This window comes from Enterobacter cloacae complex sp. HYC003_NIDB (assembly GCF_056673375.1).
On record NZ_CP114220.1, the window covers coordinates 2,461,108 to 2,477,180 of the forward strand.

Annotated in this window: 16 protein-coding genes; 5 read left to right on the forward strand and 11 right to left on the reverse strand. The window is 57.3% G+C overall.

The window, feature by feature from the left end; all coding sequences use genetic code 11:
• Positions 1 to 2: 2 nt before the first annotated feature.
• The 6 genes from O1722_RS11700 to O1722_RS11725 form a co-directional block, all read right to left on the reverse strand.
• On the reverse strand, positions 3 to 1,712 hold the full coding sequence (locus O1722_RS11700; RefSeq protein ID WP_033487795.1) for an ABC-F family ATP-binding cassette domain-containing protein: 1,710 nt from the start codon (positions 1,710 to 1,712) through the stop codon (positions 3 to 5).
• A 342-nt stretch (positions 1,713 to 2,054) separates the two neighbouring features.
• On the reverse strand, positions 2,055 to 3,752 hold the full coding sequence (locus O1722_RS11705; protein ID WP_006810704.1) for an NAD-dependent malic enzyme: 1,698 nt from the start codon (positions 3,750 to 3,752) through the stop codon (positions 2,055 to 2,057).
• Between the two features lie 176 nt (positions 3,753 to 3,928).
• A complete protein-coding gene (sra, locus tag O1722_RS11710; RefSeq protein ID WP_033487793.1) occupies positions 3,929 to 4,066 on the reverse strand; it encodes a stationary-phase-induced ribosome-associated protein in 138 nt (45 codons plus the stop codon).
• Between the two features lie 95 nt (positions 4,067 to 4,161).
• Complete coding sequence (gene bdm / locus O1722_RS11715) at positions 4,162 to 4,377, reverse strand: biofilm-dependent modulation protein (protein ID WP_015570485.1); 216 nt, start codon at positions 4,375 to 4,377, stop codon at positions 4,162 to 4,164.
• Between the two features lie 141 nt (positions 4,378 to 4,518).
• The gene (locus O1722_RS11720) at positions 4,519 to 5,040 is read right to left on the reverse strand and encodes a VOC family protein (RefSeq protein ID WP_017693390.1); all 522 of its coding nucleotides are present in this window, start codon (positions 5,038 to 5,040) and stop codon (positions 4,519 to 4,521) included.
• A gap of 51 nt (positions 5,041 to 5,091) precedes the next feature.
• Positions 5,092 to 5,943 carry a Vmh family MBL fold metallo-hydrolase gene (locus O1722_RS11725; RefSeq protein WP_033487834.1) on the reverse strand — a complete coding sequence of 284 codons (852 nt, stop codon included), beginning with the start codon at positions 5,941 to 5,943 and terminating at the stop codon, positions 5,092 to 5,094.
• Between the two features lie 111 nt (positions 5,944 to 6,054).
• On the opposite strand from O1722_RS11725, the gene O1722_RS11730 reads away from it, so the two are divergent.
• Positions 6,055 to 6,942, forward strand: a complete 888-nt coding sequence (locus O1722_RS11730; protein WP_023303768.1) for a LysR family transcriptional regulator — start codon at positions 6,055 to 6,057, stop codon at positions 6,940 to 6,942.
• A gap of 69 nt (positions 6,943 to 7,011) precedes the next feature.
• Positions 7,012 to 7,440, forward strand: coding sequence for an OsmC family protein (locus tag O1722_RS11735; RefSeq protein ID WP_003857069.1), 429 nt, complete (start codon positions 7,012 to 7,014; stop codon positions 7,438 to 7,440).
• Positions 7,441 to 7,463: 23 nt separating this feature from the next.
• Here the strand turns inward: O1722_RS11735 and O1722_RS11740 are convergent, their stop codons facing one another.
• On the reverse strand, positions 7,464 to 8,369 hold the full coding sequence (locus O1722_RS11740) for a LysR family transcriptional regulator (RefSeq protein WP_017382315.1): 906 nt from the start codon (positions 8,367 to 8,369) through the stop codon (positions 7,464 to 7,466).
• Positions 8,370 to 8,506: 137 nt separating this feature from the next.
• On the opposite strand from O1722_RS11740, the gene O1722_RS11745 reads away from it, so the two are divergent.
• Positions 8,507 to 9,256, forward strand: a complete 750-nt coding sequence (locus O1722_RS11745) for an SDR family oxidoreductase (protein WP_003857073.1) — start codon at positions 8,507 to 8,509, stop codon at positions 9,254 to 9,256.
• On the opposite strand, the gene O1722_RS11750 is transcribed toward O1722_RS11745, so the two are convergent.
• From O1722_RS11750 to O1722_RS11765, 4 genes are read right to left on the reverse strand one after another with little or no spacing between them, the layout of a single operon-like run.
• A complete protein-coding gene (locus O1722_RS11750) occupies positions 9,253 to 10,179 on the reverse strand; it encodes an oligopeptide/dipeptide ABC transporter ATP-binding protein (RefSeq protein ID WP_015570491.1) in 927 nt (308 codons plus the stop codon). The genes O1722_RS11745 and O1722_RS11750 overlap by 4 nt on opposite strands.
• Positions 10,172 to 11,158, reverse strand: a complete 987-nt coding sequence (locus O1722_RS11755) for an ABC transporter ATP-binding protein (protein WP_479954276.1) — start codon at positions 11,156 to 11,158, stop codon at positions 10,172 to 10,174. The genes O1722_RS11750 and O1722_RS11755 overlap by 8 nt, the downstream gene beginning before the upstream one ends.
• Positions 11,155 to 12,051 carry a D,D-dipeptide ABC transporter permease gene (gene ddpC / locus O1722_RS11760; RefSeq protein ID WP_033487792.1) on the reverse strand — a complete coding sequence of 299 codons (897 nt, stop codon included), beginning with the start codon at positions 12,049 to 12,051 and terminating at the stop codon, positions 11,155 to 11,157. Before ddpC ends, O1722_RS11755 begins: the two co-directional genes overlap by 4 nt.
• Complete coding sequence (locus O1722_RS11765) at positions 12,048 to 13,055, reverse strand: ABC transporter permease (protein ID WP_257438624.1); 1,008 nt, start codon at positions 13,053 to 13,055, stop codon at positions 12,048 to 12,050. The genes ddpC and O1722_RS11765 overlap by 4 nt, the downstream gene beginning before the upstream one ends.
• Before the next feature lie 238 nt (positions 13,056 to 13,293).
• Here O1722_RS11765 and O1722_RS11770 point away from each other — a divergent pair, with 238 nt between their 5' ends.
• Positions 13,294 to 14,769, forward strand: a complete 1,476-nt coding sequence (locus tag O1722_RS11770; RefSeq protein ID WP_033487790.1) for an alpha/beta hydrolase — start codon at positions 13,294 to 13,296, stop codon at positions 14,767 to 14,769.
• Between the two features lie 87 nt (positions 14,770 to 14,856).
• The gene (locus O1722_RS11775) at positions 14,857 to 16,068 is read left to right on the forward strand and encodes a diguanylate phosphodiesterase (RefSeq protein ID WP_033487789.1); all 1,212 of its coding nucleotides are present in this window, start codon (positions 14,857 to 14,859) and stop codon (positions 16,066 to 16,068) included.
• The last annotated feature ends 5 nt before the right edge of the window (positions 16,069 to 16,073 follow it).

The following is a 16,073-nucleotide window of genomic DNA, read 5'->3' on the forward strand; positions in this document are numbered from 1 at the left end:
ATTTACAGTTGCGCTTCTATTACCTCAATCTCTTTTCGCCATTGCGCCTGTAACTGCGGTTTTTGATGTTTTGGCTTGCGCGCCAAATCTTCTTCCAGCAGTGTTTCCAGGGCAACCAGGCGTTCGAGCAGATCGTCAGACGCTGAAGAGGGTGCCTTCAATGCGTTATTCGATGCCTCAGGTACAACCGGAGCGGTGTCCTCACGCAGGCGCTCAAACACCGCCTCCGCATCGTGCCATTCGCTCAGCCTGCCGTCCTCAATCAGCCAGAAGCGGTTACAGCTCTGGCTAATTAACTGACGATCGTGGCTCACCAGCAGCACTCCGCCTTCAAACTGTTGCAGCGTTTCCGCCAGCGCCTCTTTGCCTTCCATGTCCAGGTGGTTGGTCGGTTCATCCAGCATCAGCAGGCTATAACGGGCAAGCGTCAGGCCGACGAACAGCAGGCGCGAACGTTCCCCGCCGCTCAGCGTACTGACTTTTTGCCCGTGACGCGCCCACGGGAACCCGGCACTGATGAGCGCCATTTTACGGGTCTGCGGATCTGGCGCGAAAGGCTCCAGTGCATCAAGCAGCGCTGCATCATCTGGCAACTGGTGCAGCGTCTGGTCGTAGTAGCCGGGTGAGACGCGCGGATGACGCTTAAGCCGCTCGTCCGCGATCTCGTCGCGAAAATGTCGCCAGATAAGCTTCAGCAGCGACGATTTTCCGCAGCCGTTACGACCCACAATCGCCACGCGATCGCCGCTCTTTAGCCGCGCGCTGTTGAGAGTAAACAGGTCTGGCAGACCCGGCGCCGGGGGGACGCCGAGGTGAGTCATTTCCAACAGGCGGTCGGCGCGAAGCGCGTCCCCGCGCAGGGTTAAGGTCCACGGGCTTCCCGCCGTCAGTTCCGTCTGGGTCTCTTTCAGGCGTTCGACCTGTTTTTCCATCTGCTTAGCCTTACGGGAGAGATCTTCGTTGTCATAGACCTTGCCCCAGGTCGCGAGACGCCGTGCGCTGGCCGTGACGCGGTCGATCTCTTTTTGCTCTGCCTTATGGCGCAACGCATCGCTTTCGTCTTTTGCGTCGAGCGCCAGACGGGCGGCAGTGCAGGGAAGGGCAAAGGCGTGCAGCTTTTTATCGCGCAGGATCCAGCTGCCGTTGGTTACCGCGTCCAGCAGTTGCCTGTCGTGTGAGACCAGCACAAAGCTGCCGGACCAGTTTTGTAGAAACTGCTCCAGCCACAGCAGGGTCGGCAGGTCAAGGTGGTTGCTCGGTTCGTCCAGAAGCAGCAGATCCGGATCGCTTATCAACGCTCGTGCCAGCAGCAACCGCGTATGCTGGCCGCCGCTCAGCGTGGCGGAGGTTAACGCCGTTTCCTGCGTCGTGAAGCCCATTCCGGCCAGCAGCGTCTCGGCTTTCCAGCGCAAACTGTCGCGCTCACCGATCGGCAGCTGCGCCAGCACCGCATCCAGCATGGTCAGGGGATAAAGGGCCTCCGGCAGATGTTGTTCCACGCGCGCCAGCAGGCAATGCCCCGCCAGTGAAACGGTTCCGGCAGCAGGGGACTGCGTCCCGTCGAGGATTTTCAGCAGCGTACTTTTTCCGCAGCCGTTATCACCCAGCAGGCCGATGCGATCGCCTTTTTTCAACGTAAAGGAGAGAGAGTCGAAGAGCGTGCCGAACGCCGTATCAACGCGTAAAGAATGTGCAGTGAGTAAAGTGCTCATTGTTGCTTACCCAGGAGTTACAGGCATGTTTATGCCTCGTCAAACATCGCTGACGATAACTCAGTAAGCCCGAGAGAAGGGATTTCAGGGGTTGGTGTCTTCGCTCAAGCGGAAGTTATCGCAGCACGATACCGATAACGCTTGAGCTGGTGCGATCACCAAATGTATGTGAAACATTGAAAATTTCACAGTACAGCATAATTGGCCTCCTTATATATTCAGTAGGTTAATGGATGAAGGGAGTGTAGCGGGGGAAAATGGGTTTGGCTAGTGGGAGGTGCCGTATATTCCCCTCACCCAGCCCTCTCCCCTTTGGGGAGAGGGCTGGGTGAGGGGCAATGCTTAAATAGAAGTACGACGATAGCTACGGTATTCCGGCATCCAGAAGTTATCGTCAATCGCCTGCTGCAACGCATCGGCAGAGGTTTTCACCGCGACGCCTTGCTGCTGCGCCATTTTGCCTACCGCGAAGGCAATTGCGCGGGACACTTTATGAATGTCTTTCAGCTCCGGCAGTACCAGGCCTTCACCGTTATTCACCAGCGGTGAGTGACCTGCCAGCGTTTCGCTCGCGGACATCAGCATTTCGTCGGTGATGCGTGACGCACCGGAGGCGATAACCCCCAGACCAATACCCGGGAAGATATAGGAGTTATTGCACTGTGCGATGGGATAGAGTTTGTCCTTCCACAGCACCGGATCAAACGGGCTGCCGGTCGCGACCAGTGCCTTACCTTCTGTCCAGGCGATAATATCCTGCGGCGTTGCCTCCACGCGTGAAGTCGGGTTAGACAGCGGCATCACGATAGGGCGTTCGCAGTGCTTGTGCATCTCGCGAATAATCTCTTCCGTGAAGAGGCCGGTCTGCCCGGATACGCCGATCAGAATGTCCGGCTTCACGTTGCGGACCACGTCAAGAAGCGAGAGCACTTCGTTATCCGTATCCCAGTTTTTCAGGTTTTCACGCTTCTGCACCAGTTTGGTCTGGAACGGGAGCAGGTTTGGCATACCGTCGGTCAGCAGGCCAAAACGGTCCACCATAAAGACGCGGGAGCGAGCCAGCTCTTCGCTTAAGCCTTCGCGCTGGGTCTGGGCAATAATTTGCTCGGCGATGCCGCAGCCCGCGGAGCCTGCACCCAGGAAGACAATTTTCTGATAGCTGAGCTGGCTGCCTGCCGCACGGCTCGCGGCAATCAGCGTCCCCACGGTCACTGCCGCAGTGCCCTGAATGTCATCGTTGAACGAGCAGATCTCATCGCGGTAGCGGTTCAGCAGCGGCATGGCGTTTTTCTGTGCGAAGTCTTCGAACTGTAACAGCACGTCCGGCCAGCGGTGCTTCACGGCCTGGATGAAATCATCAACAAACTGATAGTACTCGTCGTCGGTAATGCGCGGGTGACGCCAGCCCATGTACAGCGGATCGTTCAGCAGTTGCTGGTTGTTGGTCCCCACGTCCAGCACAACCGGCAGGGTGTAGGCCGGGCTGATCCCGCCGCAGGCGGTATACAGCGAGAGCTTACCGATGGGGATCCCCATCCCACCAATGCCCTGGTCGCCAAGGCCCAGAATACGTTCGCCATCGGTTACCACGATCACCTTGATGTTGTGATTAGGCACGTTTTGCAGAATGTCGTCCATGTTGTGACGGTTCTGATAGGAGATGAACACGCCGCGGGAACGACGGTAGATCTCTGAGAAGCGTTCACACGCCGCGCCGACGGTTGGGGTATAAATGACGGGCATCATCTCTTCGAGATGGTTCTGCACCAGGCGGTAGAAGAGGGTTTCGTTGGTGTCCTGGATATTACGCAGGTAGATGTGCTTATCGATTTCGGTTTTAAAGCCCTGATACTGGATCCAGGCGCGTTCCGCCTGTTCTTCAATGGTTTCAACCACTTCAGGCAGCAGACCCAGCAGGTTAAAGCTGCTGCGCTCTTCCATGCTAAAGGCGCTGCCTTTGTTCAGAAGGGGAAACTCCAGTAAAACCGGACCGGCGTAAGGAATATAAAGGGAACGATGTTTTTTCAGTTTGTTGTCCATGTCACTCACTCTTTTTAAGAAGATCCGTCCCTGACACTGCTGTTTGTCATCTTTCTGGCCTGTGCTACGGGGTGCGGTCGGGGGGTATTATAAAGGAGCTAAATATTAATTACCGCAACACATAAACAAAAACACCACCGGGGTAACCGATGGTGTTGTGGATTTCGTACTGGAACTTACTTGCCTGCCTGACGTTTCTTGCCGGTGGCGTGGGTCACTTGCGTTTCGCTCCCCTCTTCAATAACCACTTTGCGCTGGTTTGAGAGCTTGTAGTTCAGTCCCAGAATGTGGCGTGCCTGACGGTTCGATTTCATATTAACTCCTCAATCCCGTTGATAGTTTTAAGGACAAGTTTGCTCACGCAAACGAAATGTAACCCCTTAGGTTGCAGATCCAGCTTAGCAGGTTTTTACAAAGGTGCATTTTGCCCGCTAACGACATAGTTGATGGTTTGCTGGTAGATGTCACTGAGGATGTCATTGTCTGTGGCTTCCACCCACCTGGTCAGTTCCATCAAAATGTCATCTTCGGTAACAACACCGTGCTCCGCCTGAAGACCCTGCGCAATCGCGTTAACGAGTTCGGGTTGTGCTGCTGTGGTATGTGCCGGGTAATAAGTAAACATGCTGCCTCCGTGTCGTTGTCTGTTTAATGTTACGGCGTGCAAAATCGTAATTCGCATTCAGATTGGCAAATATTTTCGCCGTTGTGGTTCAGATTCGTCCTGGAAATAAAAATATCATCTCCCGTAGCACAGAAATAAAATTCAGGGTTTCCAGCGGCGTAAATTTGTCGTTTTTTCATAAGGCATGGGCGTTGGCCAGGAAATCAATTCTACAATGCTGCCCCAGGGGGTTTGCCCATAGCAGAAAGCATTACCTTCACCTTGCTCATCCGGAAACGTGAGCGGCTTTGGCGCGGTAAACATCTCCCCGCCAGCAGCGGTGAAAGCGGCTATCGCCTTATCAAAATCATCAACATAAACAGCAAAATGCTGGAGGCCAAAGTCGCTGGCGCGAGCGGGCATTCCCTGTTCAGGGCCATGCATTTCGAAAAGTTCTATGCCGGGTCCGTGGGGCATGACGAGCATGCGAATGGCGTGAATTTTTGTGCCGGGAAATAATTTTAAGGTGTGCTGCTGGGCGGGCTGATCAATATTATCGGTTTGCGCATCGACAGAATGATATAAAACCTGGGCGTCGAAAGCGCGTTCAAAAAATAGGGTGGCTTTTTCAATGTCGGGCACCGTAATACCGATATGGTCGATGCCCCTTACTGAAGATGGCATAGTTAACTCCTGCTATAAAAAATTTAAATATAGCAGGAGATAATCAGGCTATTACCACTTCATTTCGCCGGTATTCACTTTGGCACTCAGTTCCAGCGAACTGGCTTCCGCCAGATTCGGCCACTGTTTTTTCATTGTGTTGATGACGCCGGTTGACGCTTTATCTGCCGTGAGGGCCTGTTCAAACTGCTGTAGATAGCGACGGGTAAAGTCGATAGCGCTGGTACCTGCTGGCGGTGTCCCCAGGTAGTGGCCCGGAATAACGTGTTTGGGCTTAAGGGCTGCCATGCTATCCAGCGTCTGCTGCCACTGTTTGCGGCTTTCCGGCGTTTGGGTATCTGCCGTCCAGACGTGAATGCCCCATGAGACGCCCGTGCCGCCGAGGATGGTTTTTGCGGATGGGATCCAGACGTACGCCGCATAGCTCTCAGGCTCTTCAATATTCACTCTCTCACCGTCAATCATAAAGGTGGTTGAGGCAAGCACTTGCGGCACGTAGAGCTGCGTCGGCGCGCCGTCTTTCATCTGTGGCCCCCAGAAGGCGAGCTTCGCGTCTTTTGTGGCCTTGATATGGTCCACCACCTGTTGCGTGGCGACAACTTTGGCATTAGGGAAGGCTTTCACCAGCGGTTGCAGGCCGAAATAGAAATCCGGATCGCCGGAAGTGATCACGATTTTGTTCAGCGTTTTACCGCTGTGGCGAATTTTTTCTACCAGCGCTTCGCCATCTTTCACGCTGAACTGGGCGTCAAACAGTACCGCCTCTTTCGGGCCAGACACCAGGGTGGAAGAAACGGCAAAAATGCCTTTTTCCTGCGGGTTGTACGTATCAACGGTCAACGGCGCGGCAAAGACGGCTGGAGTGAAAAGGGTTGTCAGCAAAGCAAGGCGGGCGATGGTCATGGTCATCTCTCTGTTCTTCAGGAAAGTCTCTATTGTACGGATCTCTTCATTTGCCAGAATTCCTGAAACAGGAGATGCTTAGTTTCATAAATCGAGCAAATGGAGGTCAAAATGGATCGCGTTATTGCCGCCCAGGTGTACAACCGCATCTGTGAGCTGGGGAGTTTAAGCGCGGCGGCGCGGGCGCTGGGGATCTCCCGTCCGATGGTGAGCCGTTATCTGGAGCAGATGGAGAAGTGGGCCGGGGCGCGGCTGGTGAATCGCTCCACCCGCAAGCTGACGCTGACGGCGGCGGGAGAGAAGGTCCTGCAAAAGACGCGTACGCTCTCGCAAATTTCTCAGGAAATTGAAGATCAGTCAGTGAAGGATTTACCCTCAGGTACGCTTCGCGTCGCCTGCGCGCATTTCACCGCGATGCAGATTATCGCTCCGGTGCTGCCCGATCTGTTGCAGCGTTACCCTCAGCTGCGCATTGAGCTGGATGTTAATAACCATCCGGTAAGCCTGGTGGGCGAGCGAATTGACGTGGCGATCCGCATCACCGATAACCCCGAACCGGGCATGATCGCCCGCCGACTGGGAGAGTGTCGGTCCGTACTTTGCGCTTCGCCGCACTACCTTGCCAGCCGGGGCGTTCCAGAGCAGCTGGAGGACTTAGCCCGGCACAACTGCCTGCATTACAGCTTTTTTGCCGGTCAGTCGTGGCGTTTTTTGACGCCCGAAGGGGAGCCGATCACGACGGCGGTCAGCGGCAATCTCAGCGCCAGCATCTCGTCACTGCTGATGGAGGCGGCGATAAACCACTGTGGTATTGCCATGCTGCCCGAGCGCGAGGCCGACGCGGCGCTACGGCAGGGCAGCCTGGTGCCGGTGCTCAGCGCCTTTACGCCAAAACCAATCGGTATTTTTGGTATTTATCAGTCGCGAGACTATCAGCCTGCGGCGCAGCGTGTGTTCCTCGACGCGCTGGCAAACCACCTTGCCACGCGCTCGGACTAATCTGTCTTCCCTGCAAAATGGATTATGCGTCCTATACTTATCCCTTTGTAAGCCAAAAGGAGAGCAAGAATGACGATTCATAAGCACGGTTCAGCACACTGGTCTGGCGACATCAAACGCGGCAAAGGGACGGTCTCAACAGAAAGTGGCGTCCTTAACCAGCAACCTTACGGCTTTAACACCCGCTTCGAGGGCGAAAAAGGGACCAACCCGGAAGAGCTGATTGGCGCAGCGCACGCGGCCTGTTTCTCTATGGCCCTGTCGCTAATGTTGGGCGAAGCGGGTTATACCGCCGATTCCATCGATACCACGGCGGATGTCTCGCTGGATAAAACCGACAGTGGTTTTGCCATCAGCAAAGTGGCGCTGCAAAGCAAGGTGACGGTACCGGGTATCGATCCGCAGCAGTTCGACGGCATTATTCAGAAAGCGAAGGCGGGTTGTCCGGTGTCGCAGCTGTTGAAAGCCGAAATCACGCTGGATTACAAACTGAACTGATATCTGGCCGGGCAAATGCCCGGCTAACCTTTCACCGCCGCAGGGAAGACCTCGGCAAGCCACGCAATAAACACTCTCAGGCGATGTGTTAAATGCCGACTCTGTGGATAGACCACGTGAAAAGGATACGCCTTAGGACGCCAGTCGCTCAGGATCTCTACCAGCGCGCCCGTTTCCAGATGCGCTCTCGCAGCATAGCCAAACGTCTGAATAATCCCTAAACCCGCCAGCGCCGCGGCCAGGTGTGCGTTGCTTTCATTGACTCCAAGATGGTGCGGAACGCTGATCTCCAGCGGTTCACCCCGATCGAGGAACCGAAACGGGAATGCGCGTCCGGTAACGGGGGAAAGGTAGCTAATCAGCTTATGGCCGTTGCGCAGCTCCTGCGGATAGGCAGGGATGCCGTGAGTCTTAAGATAGCCCGGCGTCGCGCAGGCTAGCATCCGGGCGTCACCGATATGCCGGGCGATAAGCGAAGAGTCATCCAGCGGGCCGCCGCGGATCACGCAGTCTACGTTTCCACTGATTAAGTCTACCGGACGGTCGGCTACCCCCAGGTTGATGCGCAGGTCCGGGTAGCGCTGAAAAAAATCCGGCAGCAGGGGGATCAACACGTCCCGGGCGGTTGACCCCCCCACGTCGATACGCAAATGGCCTTTAGGCGTGCAGCACGATGCGCGAAAGGCGGTATCAATGTCCTCTATATCGATTAATACCCGCAGCGCTTTCTCGTAGTATTCCATGCCTTCTGCCGTCGTGACCACCCGGCGCGTAGTACGATGCAGCAGCCGTGTTTCCAGGTGCGCTTCAAGTGATTTTACCAGCTTACTCAGCGTAGCTATCGGCATGTTCAGGGAGTCTGCCGCTCGGGTAAAGCTTCCGGATTCAACCACCCGCGTAAAGGCGCGCATTGCCATTAGCTGATCCACACAGATCTCCTCTGATTATTTCCTGCTGTGAAAATTCATTTTCATTTTTGCCCGTTTATCACGAATCCCGCAAGATCTAAAGTCTGCCTGACGCGGGCAAACGCTCCTCTTTTACATCACAACAGAAGGTTATGAGTATGAATACAACGCTTGCAGGAAAAATCGCTCTGGTGACCGGCGGCAGCACCGGTATTGGTCTCGCAACGGCACAGGAACTGGCGGCGCAGGGAGCGAAGGTCTATATCACCGGACGTCGTCAGGCCGAACTGGATGCCGCGCGGGCAGACATTGGCGCCGCGGCGGTAGCTATCCGCGCGGACGTCTCCAGAATGGCCGATCTGGATGCGGTTTACGCGCAGATTGCTAAAGAAGAGGGACGACTCGATATTCTGTTCGCCAACGCCGGGGGCGGCGACATGCTGCCGCTGGGCGCCATCACCGAGGAGCAGTTTGACCGGATTTTTGCCACCAACGTGCGCGGCGTGCTGTTTACCGTCCAGAAAGCGCTGCCGCTGCTCTCCTCTGGTTCATCCATTATCCTCACCGGATCGACGGTTTCAATTAAGGGGACGGCGAATTTTAGCGTCTACAGCGCCAGTAAAGCCGCCGTGCGTAACTTTGCCCGCTCCTGGGCGCTGGACTTACAGGGCCGCGGGATACGCGTCAACGTCGTCAGCCCTGGCCCCGTGAAAACGCCCGGTCTTGGCGATCTGGTTCCCGAAGAACAGCGTCAGGGATTATACGATGCGCTGGCGGCCCAGGTGCCGCTGGGTCGCCTGGGCGCGCCGGGCGAAGTCGGAAAAGCCGTGGCGTTTCTGGCGTCCGATGCCGCCAGCTTTATAAACGCCACGGAGCTGTTTGTCGATGGCGGGATGGCGCAAATCTAGCGGTTACGCCAGCAGCGTACGCTTCGGTCTCCGGCTGCGGGCTGAAGCGGCTGCGGCCGTTCGCATCCTTCAGCTGCCAGCGGGCAGCGGTCGCGGAAGTAGCAGCCATCGGGCAGGCGGCGATTACCGGGGAGATCGGTTTTGCGTAATGCCAGATCTTCGTCCAGCGGTTCTCCGGTACGGGGAACGGAGTCAAGCAGCAGCTGCGTATACGGATGCCGTGGCTTGCCCAGCACCTGGTCCGCCGGACCCAGCTCCACGATCTGCCCCAGATACATTACCGCCACCCGGTCGCTCATGTGACGGACCACCGAGACGTTGTGCGAGATCAGCACGTAGGTCAGATTTCGCTGCTGTTGCAGGGCAACCAGCAAATTGAGGATCTGCGCCTGGACGGAAATATCCAGCGCGCTGGTGGGTTCATCCAGCACGATGATGTCCGGATCCGAAGAGAGCGCCCGGGCAATAGCAATGCGCTGGCGCTGTCCACCCGAAAACGCATGCGGCAGGCGGTCAAGATATTCCGCCCGAATGCCCACCTGCTGCGCCAGCGTCTCAGCCAGCTGACGACGCTCCCGTTCGCTGCGGCGTTGCTGTATCCACACCGGCTCGGTAATGATGCGCCAGACGGGTAAACGCGGGTCGAGGGACGAGAGCGGGTCCTGAAATACCATCTGCATACCGCCTGCCGCATTCGCGCGCTGACAGGCACCGGTACTCGGTTTGAGCATGCCCATCAGCAGCTGCGCCAGCGTGCTCTTTCCACAGCCGGATTCCCCCACAACGCCCAGCGTTTCGCCGCGATGGATCCGGAGATCCATGCCGTTGAGGGCGTGTACCTGCTCCGTCACGCGCCCCAGCCAGTTTTTGCGCGCAGGAAAATTCACATGCACGCTATCCAGTTCCAGCAGTACCTCAGACATGGCGTCTCTCCTGTTGTGGGTACCAGCAGGCAGCCTGCTGGCCTTCTGCGCCCGTAGAAATTAAGCGCGGCGTTTCGCTGCATTTCGCCCCGGCAGCAAAACAGCGTTCGCGAAAGGCACATCCGCGCGGGAGGTGGCTGAGGTTAGGCACCGTGCCGGGAATGGCCGGGAGGATCTCGCGCGGTTCACCATTTTCCGGGGCACACCGCAGCAGGCCAATCGAATAGGGATGCACAGGATGGTGGATCAAGGTCTGCGTGCTGCCGCTTTCGATCACGCTGCCCGCGTACATAACGTACATCCGGTCACAAAGCTGCGACACCACCGCCATATCGTGACTGATAAACAGCACCGACGTCCCGCTGGCGCGCGCTTTGTGTTTCAGCAGACGCAGCACCTGACGCTGAACGGTCACGTCCAGCGCGGTGGTCGGCTTATCGGCAATGATCAGCTCCGGCTCGCAGGAGAAGGCAAGGGCGATCATCACCCGCTGGCGCATACCGCCGGAAAGCTCAAACGGATAGCGATCCATCACCTGTGCCGCATCCGGGATTTGCATCTCGCCCAGCAGGGCGATCGCCTTCTGCTGCGCGTCGCGGCGGGAAAGCGACTGATGCTGGCGGATCACCTCCACCATTTGCCTGCCAATCCGGCGCGTGGGGTTGAGCGCCGTCATCGGCTCCTGAAAAATCATCGCCACCCTGGCGCCGCGCCACTGACGAAGCTGTTTTTCCGACGCGTTCAGGACATCTTCCCCGAGGAGCGTGACCCGTCCATGGTGAATATGGTAACTGCCTTCCGGCAGCAGGCGCATCGCCAGCATCGCGGTGACCGATTTTCCCGAGCCGGATTCGCCCACCACGCCGACAATTTCACCCCGGCCAATCTCCAGCGAAACGTGGTTGAGCGCGTGGACGTCACCGCGAAAAATGGGGAAGCTCAGGTGCAAATCTTCAATCGATAATACGGAATCACTCATGACTGCTTCCCTCCTGATTTGGGATCCAGCAGGTCGCGAAGACCATCGCCAAACAGATTAAACCCAACTGCCGTGATCAGAATTGCCGCCCCCGGAAACGCGCAGTACCACCACTGGTCAAGCACGTAGTTACGCCCCACGGCCACCATCGCGCCCCATTCGGCGGTGGGTTGCTGCGCGCCTAATCCAATAAAGCCCAGCGTGGCGGCCATCAGAATGGCGCTGCCGATATCCAGCGACGCCTGTACGATCAGCGGCGGCAGGGCGTTACGCAGGATATGCCAGCTGATCAGGTGCCAGCGCGATGCGCCAAAGGTGCGGGCGGCCTGCACGTAGGTGAACTGGCGCACCACCAGCGTTTGCCCGCGTGCCAGCCGCACGTAAAACGGAATGCGTACAATCGCAATCGCCAGCATCGCGTTAAACAGGCTTGGGCCGAGCGCGGCGGCCAGCGCCATCGTCAGCACCAGCGAGGGGATGGAGAGCATAATGTCCATGATACGCATAATGATGGCGTCGCCGCGTCCGCCGAGTACGCCGGACAAACAGCCGAGCAGAGAACCGATGCCGCCTGCAATCACCACCACCGCCAGCCCCGCCGTGATGGACTGCTGGCTGCCCACCAGCACGCGGCTGAACAGATCCCGGCCCACCTCATCGGTGCCAAACCAGTGCTGGGCTGAAGGCGCCTGCAATCGCGCGGTCAGATCCAGCGCGTTCGGATCGTGCGGGACTATCCACGGCGAGACCACCATCATCAGCAGCATCACGATCATAATCACCCCGCCGATCAGCGTGAGCGGGCTTTTGCGTAACATCCAGAACAGCTTTGCCCAGTTGATGCGCTGTTTGGCGGTGCTGACGAGGACGGGCGTTTCCTGAGTTAACATCATTCGGCACCTCCGCGCCCGATTCGCGGGTCGATCCACAGATACAGCAGATCCACCACCAGATTGACGAAGACATAGGCCAGCGATACCACGACCGCGAAGCCCATGACGGCAGGGAAGTCCAGCGCCTGAATGGAGGTCACCACCCAGGCTCCCATTCCCGGCCAGGCAAACACGGTTTCGGTAAGGACTGCCCCATACAGCAGATCGCCCAGCGCCAGCCCGAGCACGGTAATGGAGGGGATCATGGCGTTGGGTAAGGCGTAGCGCAGCACGATGTACCAGCCCGGCAACCCGCTCGCGCGGGCGGTACGAATATAATCCTCGCTCAGCTGCTCCAGCATCGCGGAACGCACCTGACGCGCCACAATACCCAGATGCACAAAGGCCAGGGTCAGGGAGGGTAGAATCAGGTGCTGTAGGGCGTTGAAAAACACCTCGCCGTTGCCTTCCAGCAGGGCGTCCAGCAGATAAAAGCCGGTAACGTGGGCAGGCGGATCGAGCCAGTCGTCCAGCCTGCCGCCGCCGGGCAGAATTTGCAGTTGCCCGTAGAACAGAACGATTACCCCCAGTCCCAGCCAGAAGGCAGGCGTCGAGATGCCCGTCATCGCCATCAGTCGCACCAGGTGATCCAGCCAGCGGTTACGGTACACCGCCGATAAAATGCCCAGCGGCACGCCAATCACCAGCGCCAGCAGCAAAGAGCAGAAGGCCAGCTCCAGCGTGGCGGGGAAAAAGGCTTTCAAATCTTCCGCAACGGGGCGACCGGTACGAATGGAGGTGCCCAGATCGCCGTGCGCCAGCGCCTCTACATAGCGGCCAAACTGAATATAGAGCGGTTGATCCAGCCCCAGCTGCTGGCGGATGCCCTGCACGATTTCATCGCTGGCGCGGTCACCGGCCAGCAGGCGGGCCGGATCGCCGGGGATCAGGTGTGAAATAATAAAAGTAATAATACAGACACCGGCCACCACCAGGATTAACCCCCAGCAGCGCTGGCGCACGATGCTCCAGTTTCTGTTACCGGATTAACAATGCAGGACGCGTGCCATGTTCACATTGCGGCGAAAACGCGCTGTGCAGCAAAGTTAATGCAATATTTGTTTAACAGATGCTCAACATTTGTGCAGCGTAGTTCACTTTTGGTGCAGTGTCCGGCCTGAGCGGTATCTATTTGGTGAATACGTCAGCCTCTTCACATTTTTTGGTAAGATGAACGCTCTGTGGATAAGGGAGGGAGCCTACATGGCGAATTTGCCCTGGCGGGTCAGCGTGCGCCTGATGGCTCTCGCAAAAAAAATAGCGATGATCATCGGGATCATTGTGCTCGTGCTGCTGGCGGTGCGGGTTTATCTTTCGCAGCAGGGGCCGGCCCTGCATCACTGGCACACCTGGCGGGCTGACGAAATGTCCGTGCAGGAGATGGATAACGCGACCTTCGCAGCGTATGTCGCGCGGGAAAACGCCATCTTCACCGCTCTCGACGCTGAGGTGACGGCGAATGTCACACCCGCAGAGCGCACGCCGCTGAACCGTTATTACCGCCAGAGCCTGGTGTGGCCAGGACACTTTTCCCCGGATGCAAACCGGTCATTCGTGCTGATGCCTGCCGGAAAGCCGCGCGGGGCGGTGGTATTGCTGCACGGTCTGACGGACTCGCCCTACAGCGTCAGGCATCTGGCAGAGAATTATCAACAGCACGGCTTTGTGGCCGTAGTGCCTCGTTTGCCCGGACACGGCACGGCGCCGGGTGCCCTGACAGACGTTGACTGGGAGGCGTGGCTGGCCGCATCGCGCCTTGCGGTTCGTGAAGCGACACGCCTGACGGGGAACGATCTCCCCCTGCATCTGGTGGGCTACTCCAACGGCGGGGCGCTGGCGATGAAATACGCCCTCGACGCTCTTGATGCGCCTGAACTGCGTAAACCTCAGCAGATCGTTTTGCTCTCACCGATGATTGGCGTCACGGCGTTTGCGCGCTTTGCCGGATTCGCCGGGCTACCGGCCATGTTACCGGCGTTTGCCAAAGCCGCGTGGCTCAACATTTCGCCGGAATATAATCCTTATAAATACAATTCGTTCCCGGTGAATGCAGCACGTCAGTCCTGGCTGCTTACCCAGGCGCTGCATGAGCAGATAAACCGCGATGTTCATGATCACAAACTGGCGCAGCTTCCGCCGGTGCTGGCGTTTCAGTCGGTCATGGATTCAACGGTCAGTACCCGCGCCGTGGTCAGCGGGCTGTTTGACCAGCTTCCGGCAAACGGCAGCGAACTGGTAGTTTTTGATATCAACCAGGCCGGGAGTTTCCGTCCACTGTTCAGGCCATCATCCTGGACGGCGGTGGCTGACCTGCTGCCCGGGGCAAAAAGGCGTTACAGTGTCACAATTGTGACCAATGCCAGCCCCGACAGGTTTGATATGGTGGCAAAGACAACGCCAGCGGGTAGCACCCGGGAAACGGTGATGCCGCTGTCGGTCGCGTATCCGCAGGAGGTTTATTCCCTGTCGCATGTTGCTATTCCGTTCCCGCCTGATGACGATCTGTATGGCCGCCATCCTGAGGTGAAAAACCACTACGGTATCAGCCTGGGGACGATAGCCCTGTGGGGAGAAACATCGGTTCTGAGCGTCGGCAAAGATGCGCTGATGCGGGTGACGTCGAATCCGTTCTACGATTATATGCAGACGCGGATCGACAGCCGTATCGGGGAGAATTAAGCCCGACGTGGAATAGATTAGGTCACACCGGGGAACTGTGTTAAACAGTACCGTTCAGGCATATACCCCATACCGGACCCCGTTTCTGTGCTGACAACTCTTATTTATCGAAGCCAGCTGAGCTTAACCTGCACCTCCGCAGCGTTAAGCGCGCTGGTTGAACAGGCCAGGATCCGTAATACGGAGCAGGGCATCTCAGGCATTCTTCTCTCCCGTGGACGTGACGTTCTGCAAATTCTCGAAGGCACGGAACAGCGCGTCGTCACGCTTTTTAACACCATCCGTGCGGATGACCGGCATACCGGCGTGGTGGAGCTGATGCGCGATTACGGCCCGCGCAGACGTTTCGAAGACGTGGGAATGCTGCTGTTTGACCTGGACGTTCAGACCCCGAAAGCGGTTCTGGCGTCGGTTCTGCATTACAGCAAGCTGGAAAGCTATCTGACTTCTGAGGATCGGGTCTTCAAATTTATTCAGACCTTTATCACCGGCAAAACCGCTATCCCACCCGCTTCGGACTATGAGCCTGATAAATGGACGCTTTCGCGAGAGCGCGCGCCGTTTGGTAAAGGGTTAGGTCTGCTGGCGGGACAGCCCTGCCAGTTTGCGCTGCAACCCATTGTCGAGCCGTCCGAAGGCAAAATCAGTTCTCTCGAAGCGCTTATACGCGGAAACGACGGCGGCAGCCCGGAGCATTTCTTCCGTAGTCTCGATCGTGAACAGATTTACGAAGTCGACCTGCAAACCAAAGCCTGGACCTTTGCGCTGGCGCAAAAGCTCGGCATCGGCAGCCACAAACTGGCGGTGAACCTGCTGCCAATGTCGCTGGTTAACGTGCCGGGCGCGGTAGAGTTCCTGGTAACGCAGATCAAAAAGTACAATCTACAGCCTGAGCAGGTGGTCATTGAAGTCACTGAGAGCGAGATGATTTCCGGCTTTAACCAGTTTAACAGCGCCATTAAACAGCTGCGCGCGGAAGGGGTTGGGCTGGCGATAGATGATTTTGGTTCCGGCTATGCTGGTCTTTCACTGCTCACCCGGTTTCAGCCGGATAAGCTCAAAATCGACAGAGAGATCGTCAGCGATATCCACCTGAGCGGGCCCAAGCAGGCGATTGTGAAGTCGATAATCAGCTGCTGCACCGATCTGGAGATTACGCTGGTCGCAGAAGGCATTGAGAAGATAGAAGAGTGGTGCTGGCTTGAATCCGTCGGTATTCGCCGCTTCCAGGGCTTTTTGTTCGCCCGCCCGCAGCTCAATGGCGTAGGTGATATCCACTGGCCCCATCGGGTGGGTTAAGCAAA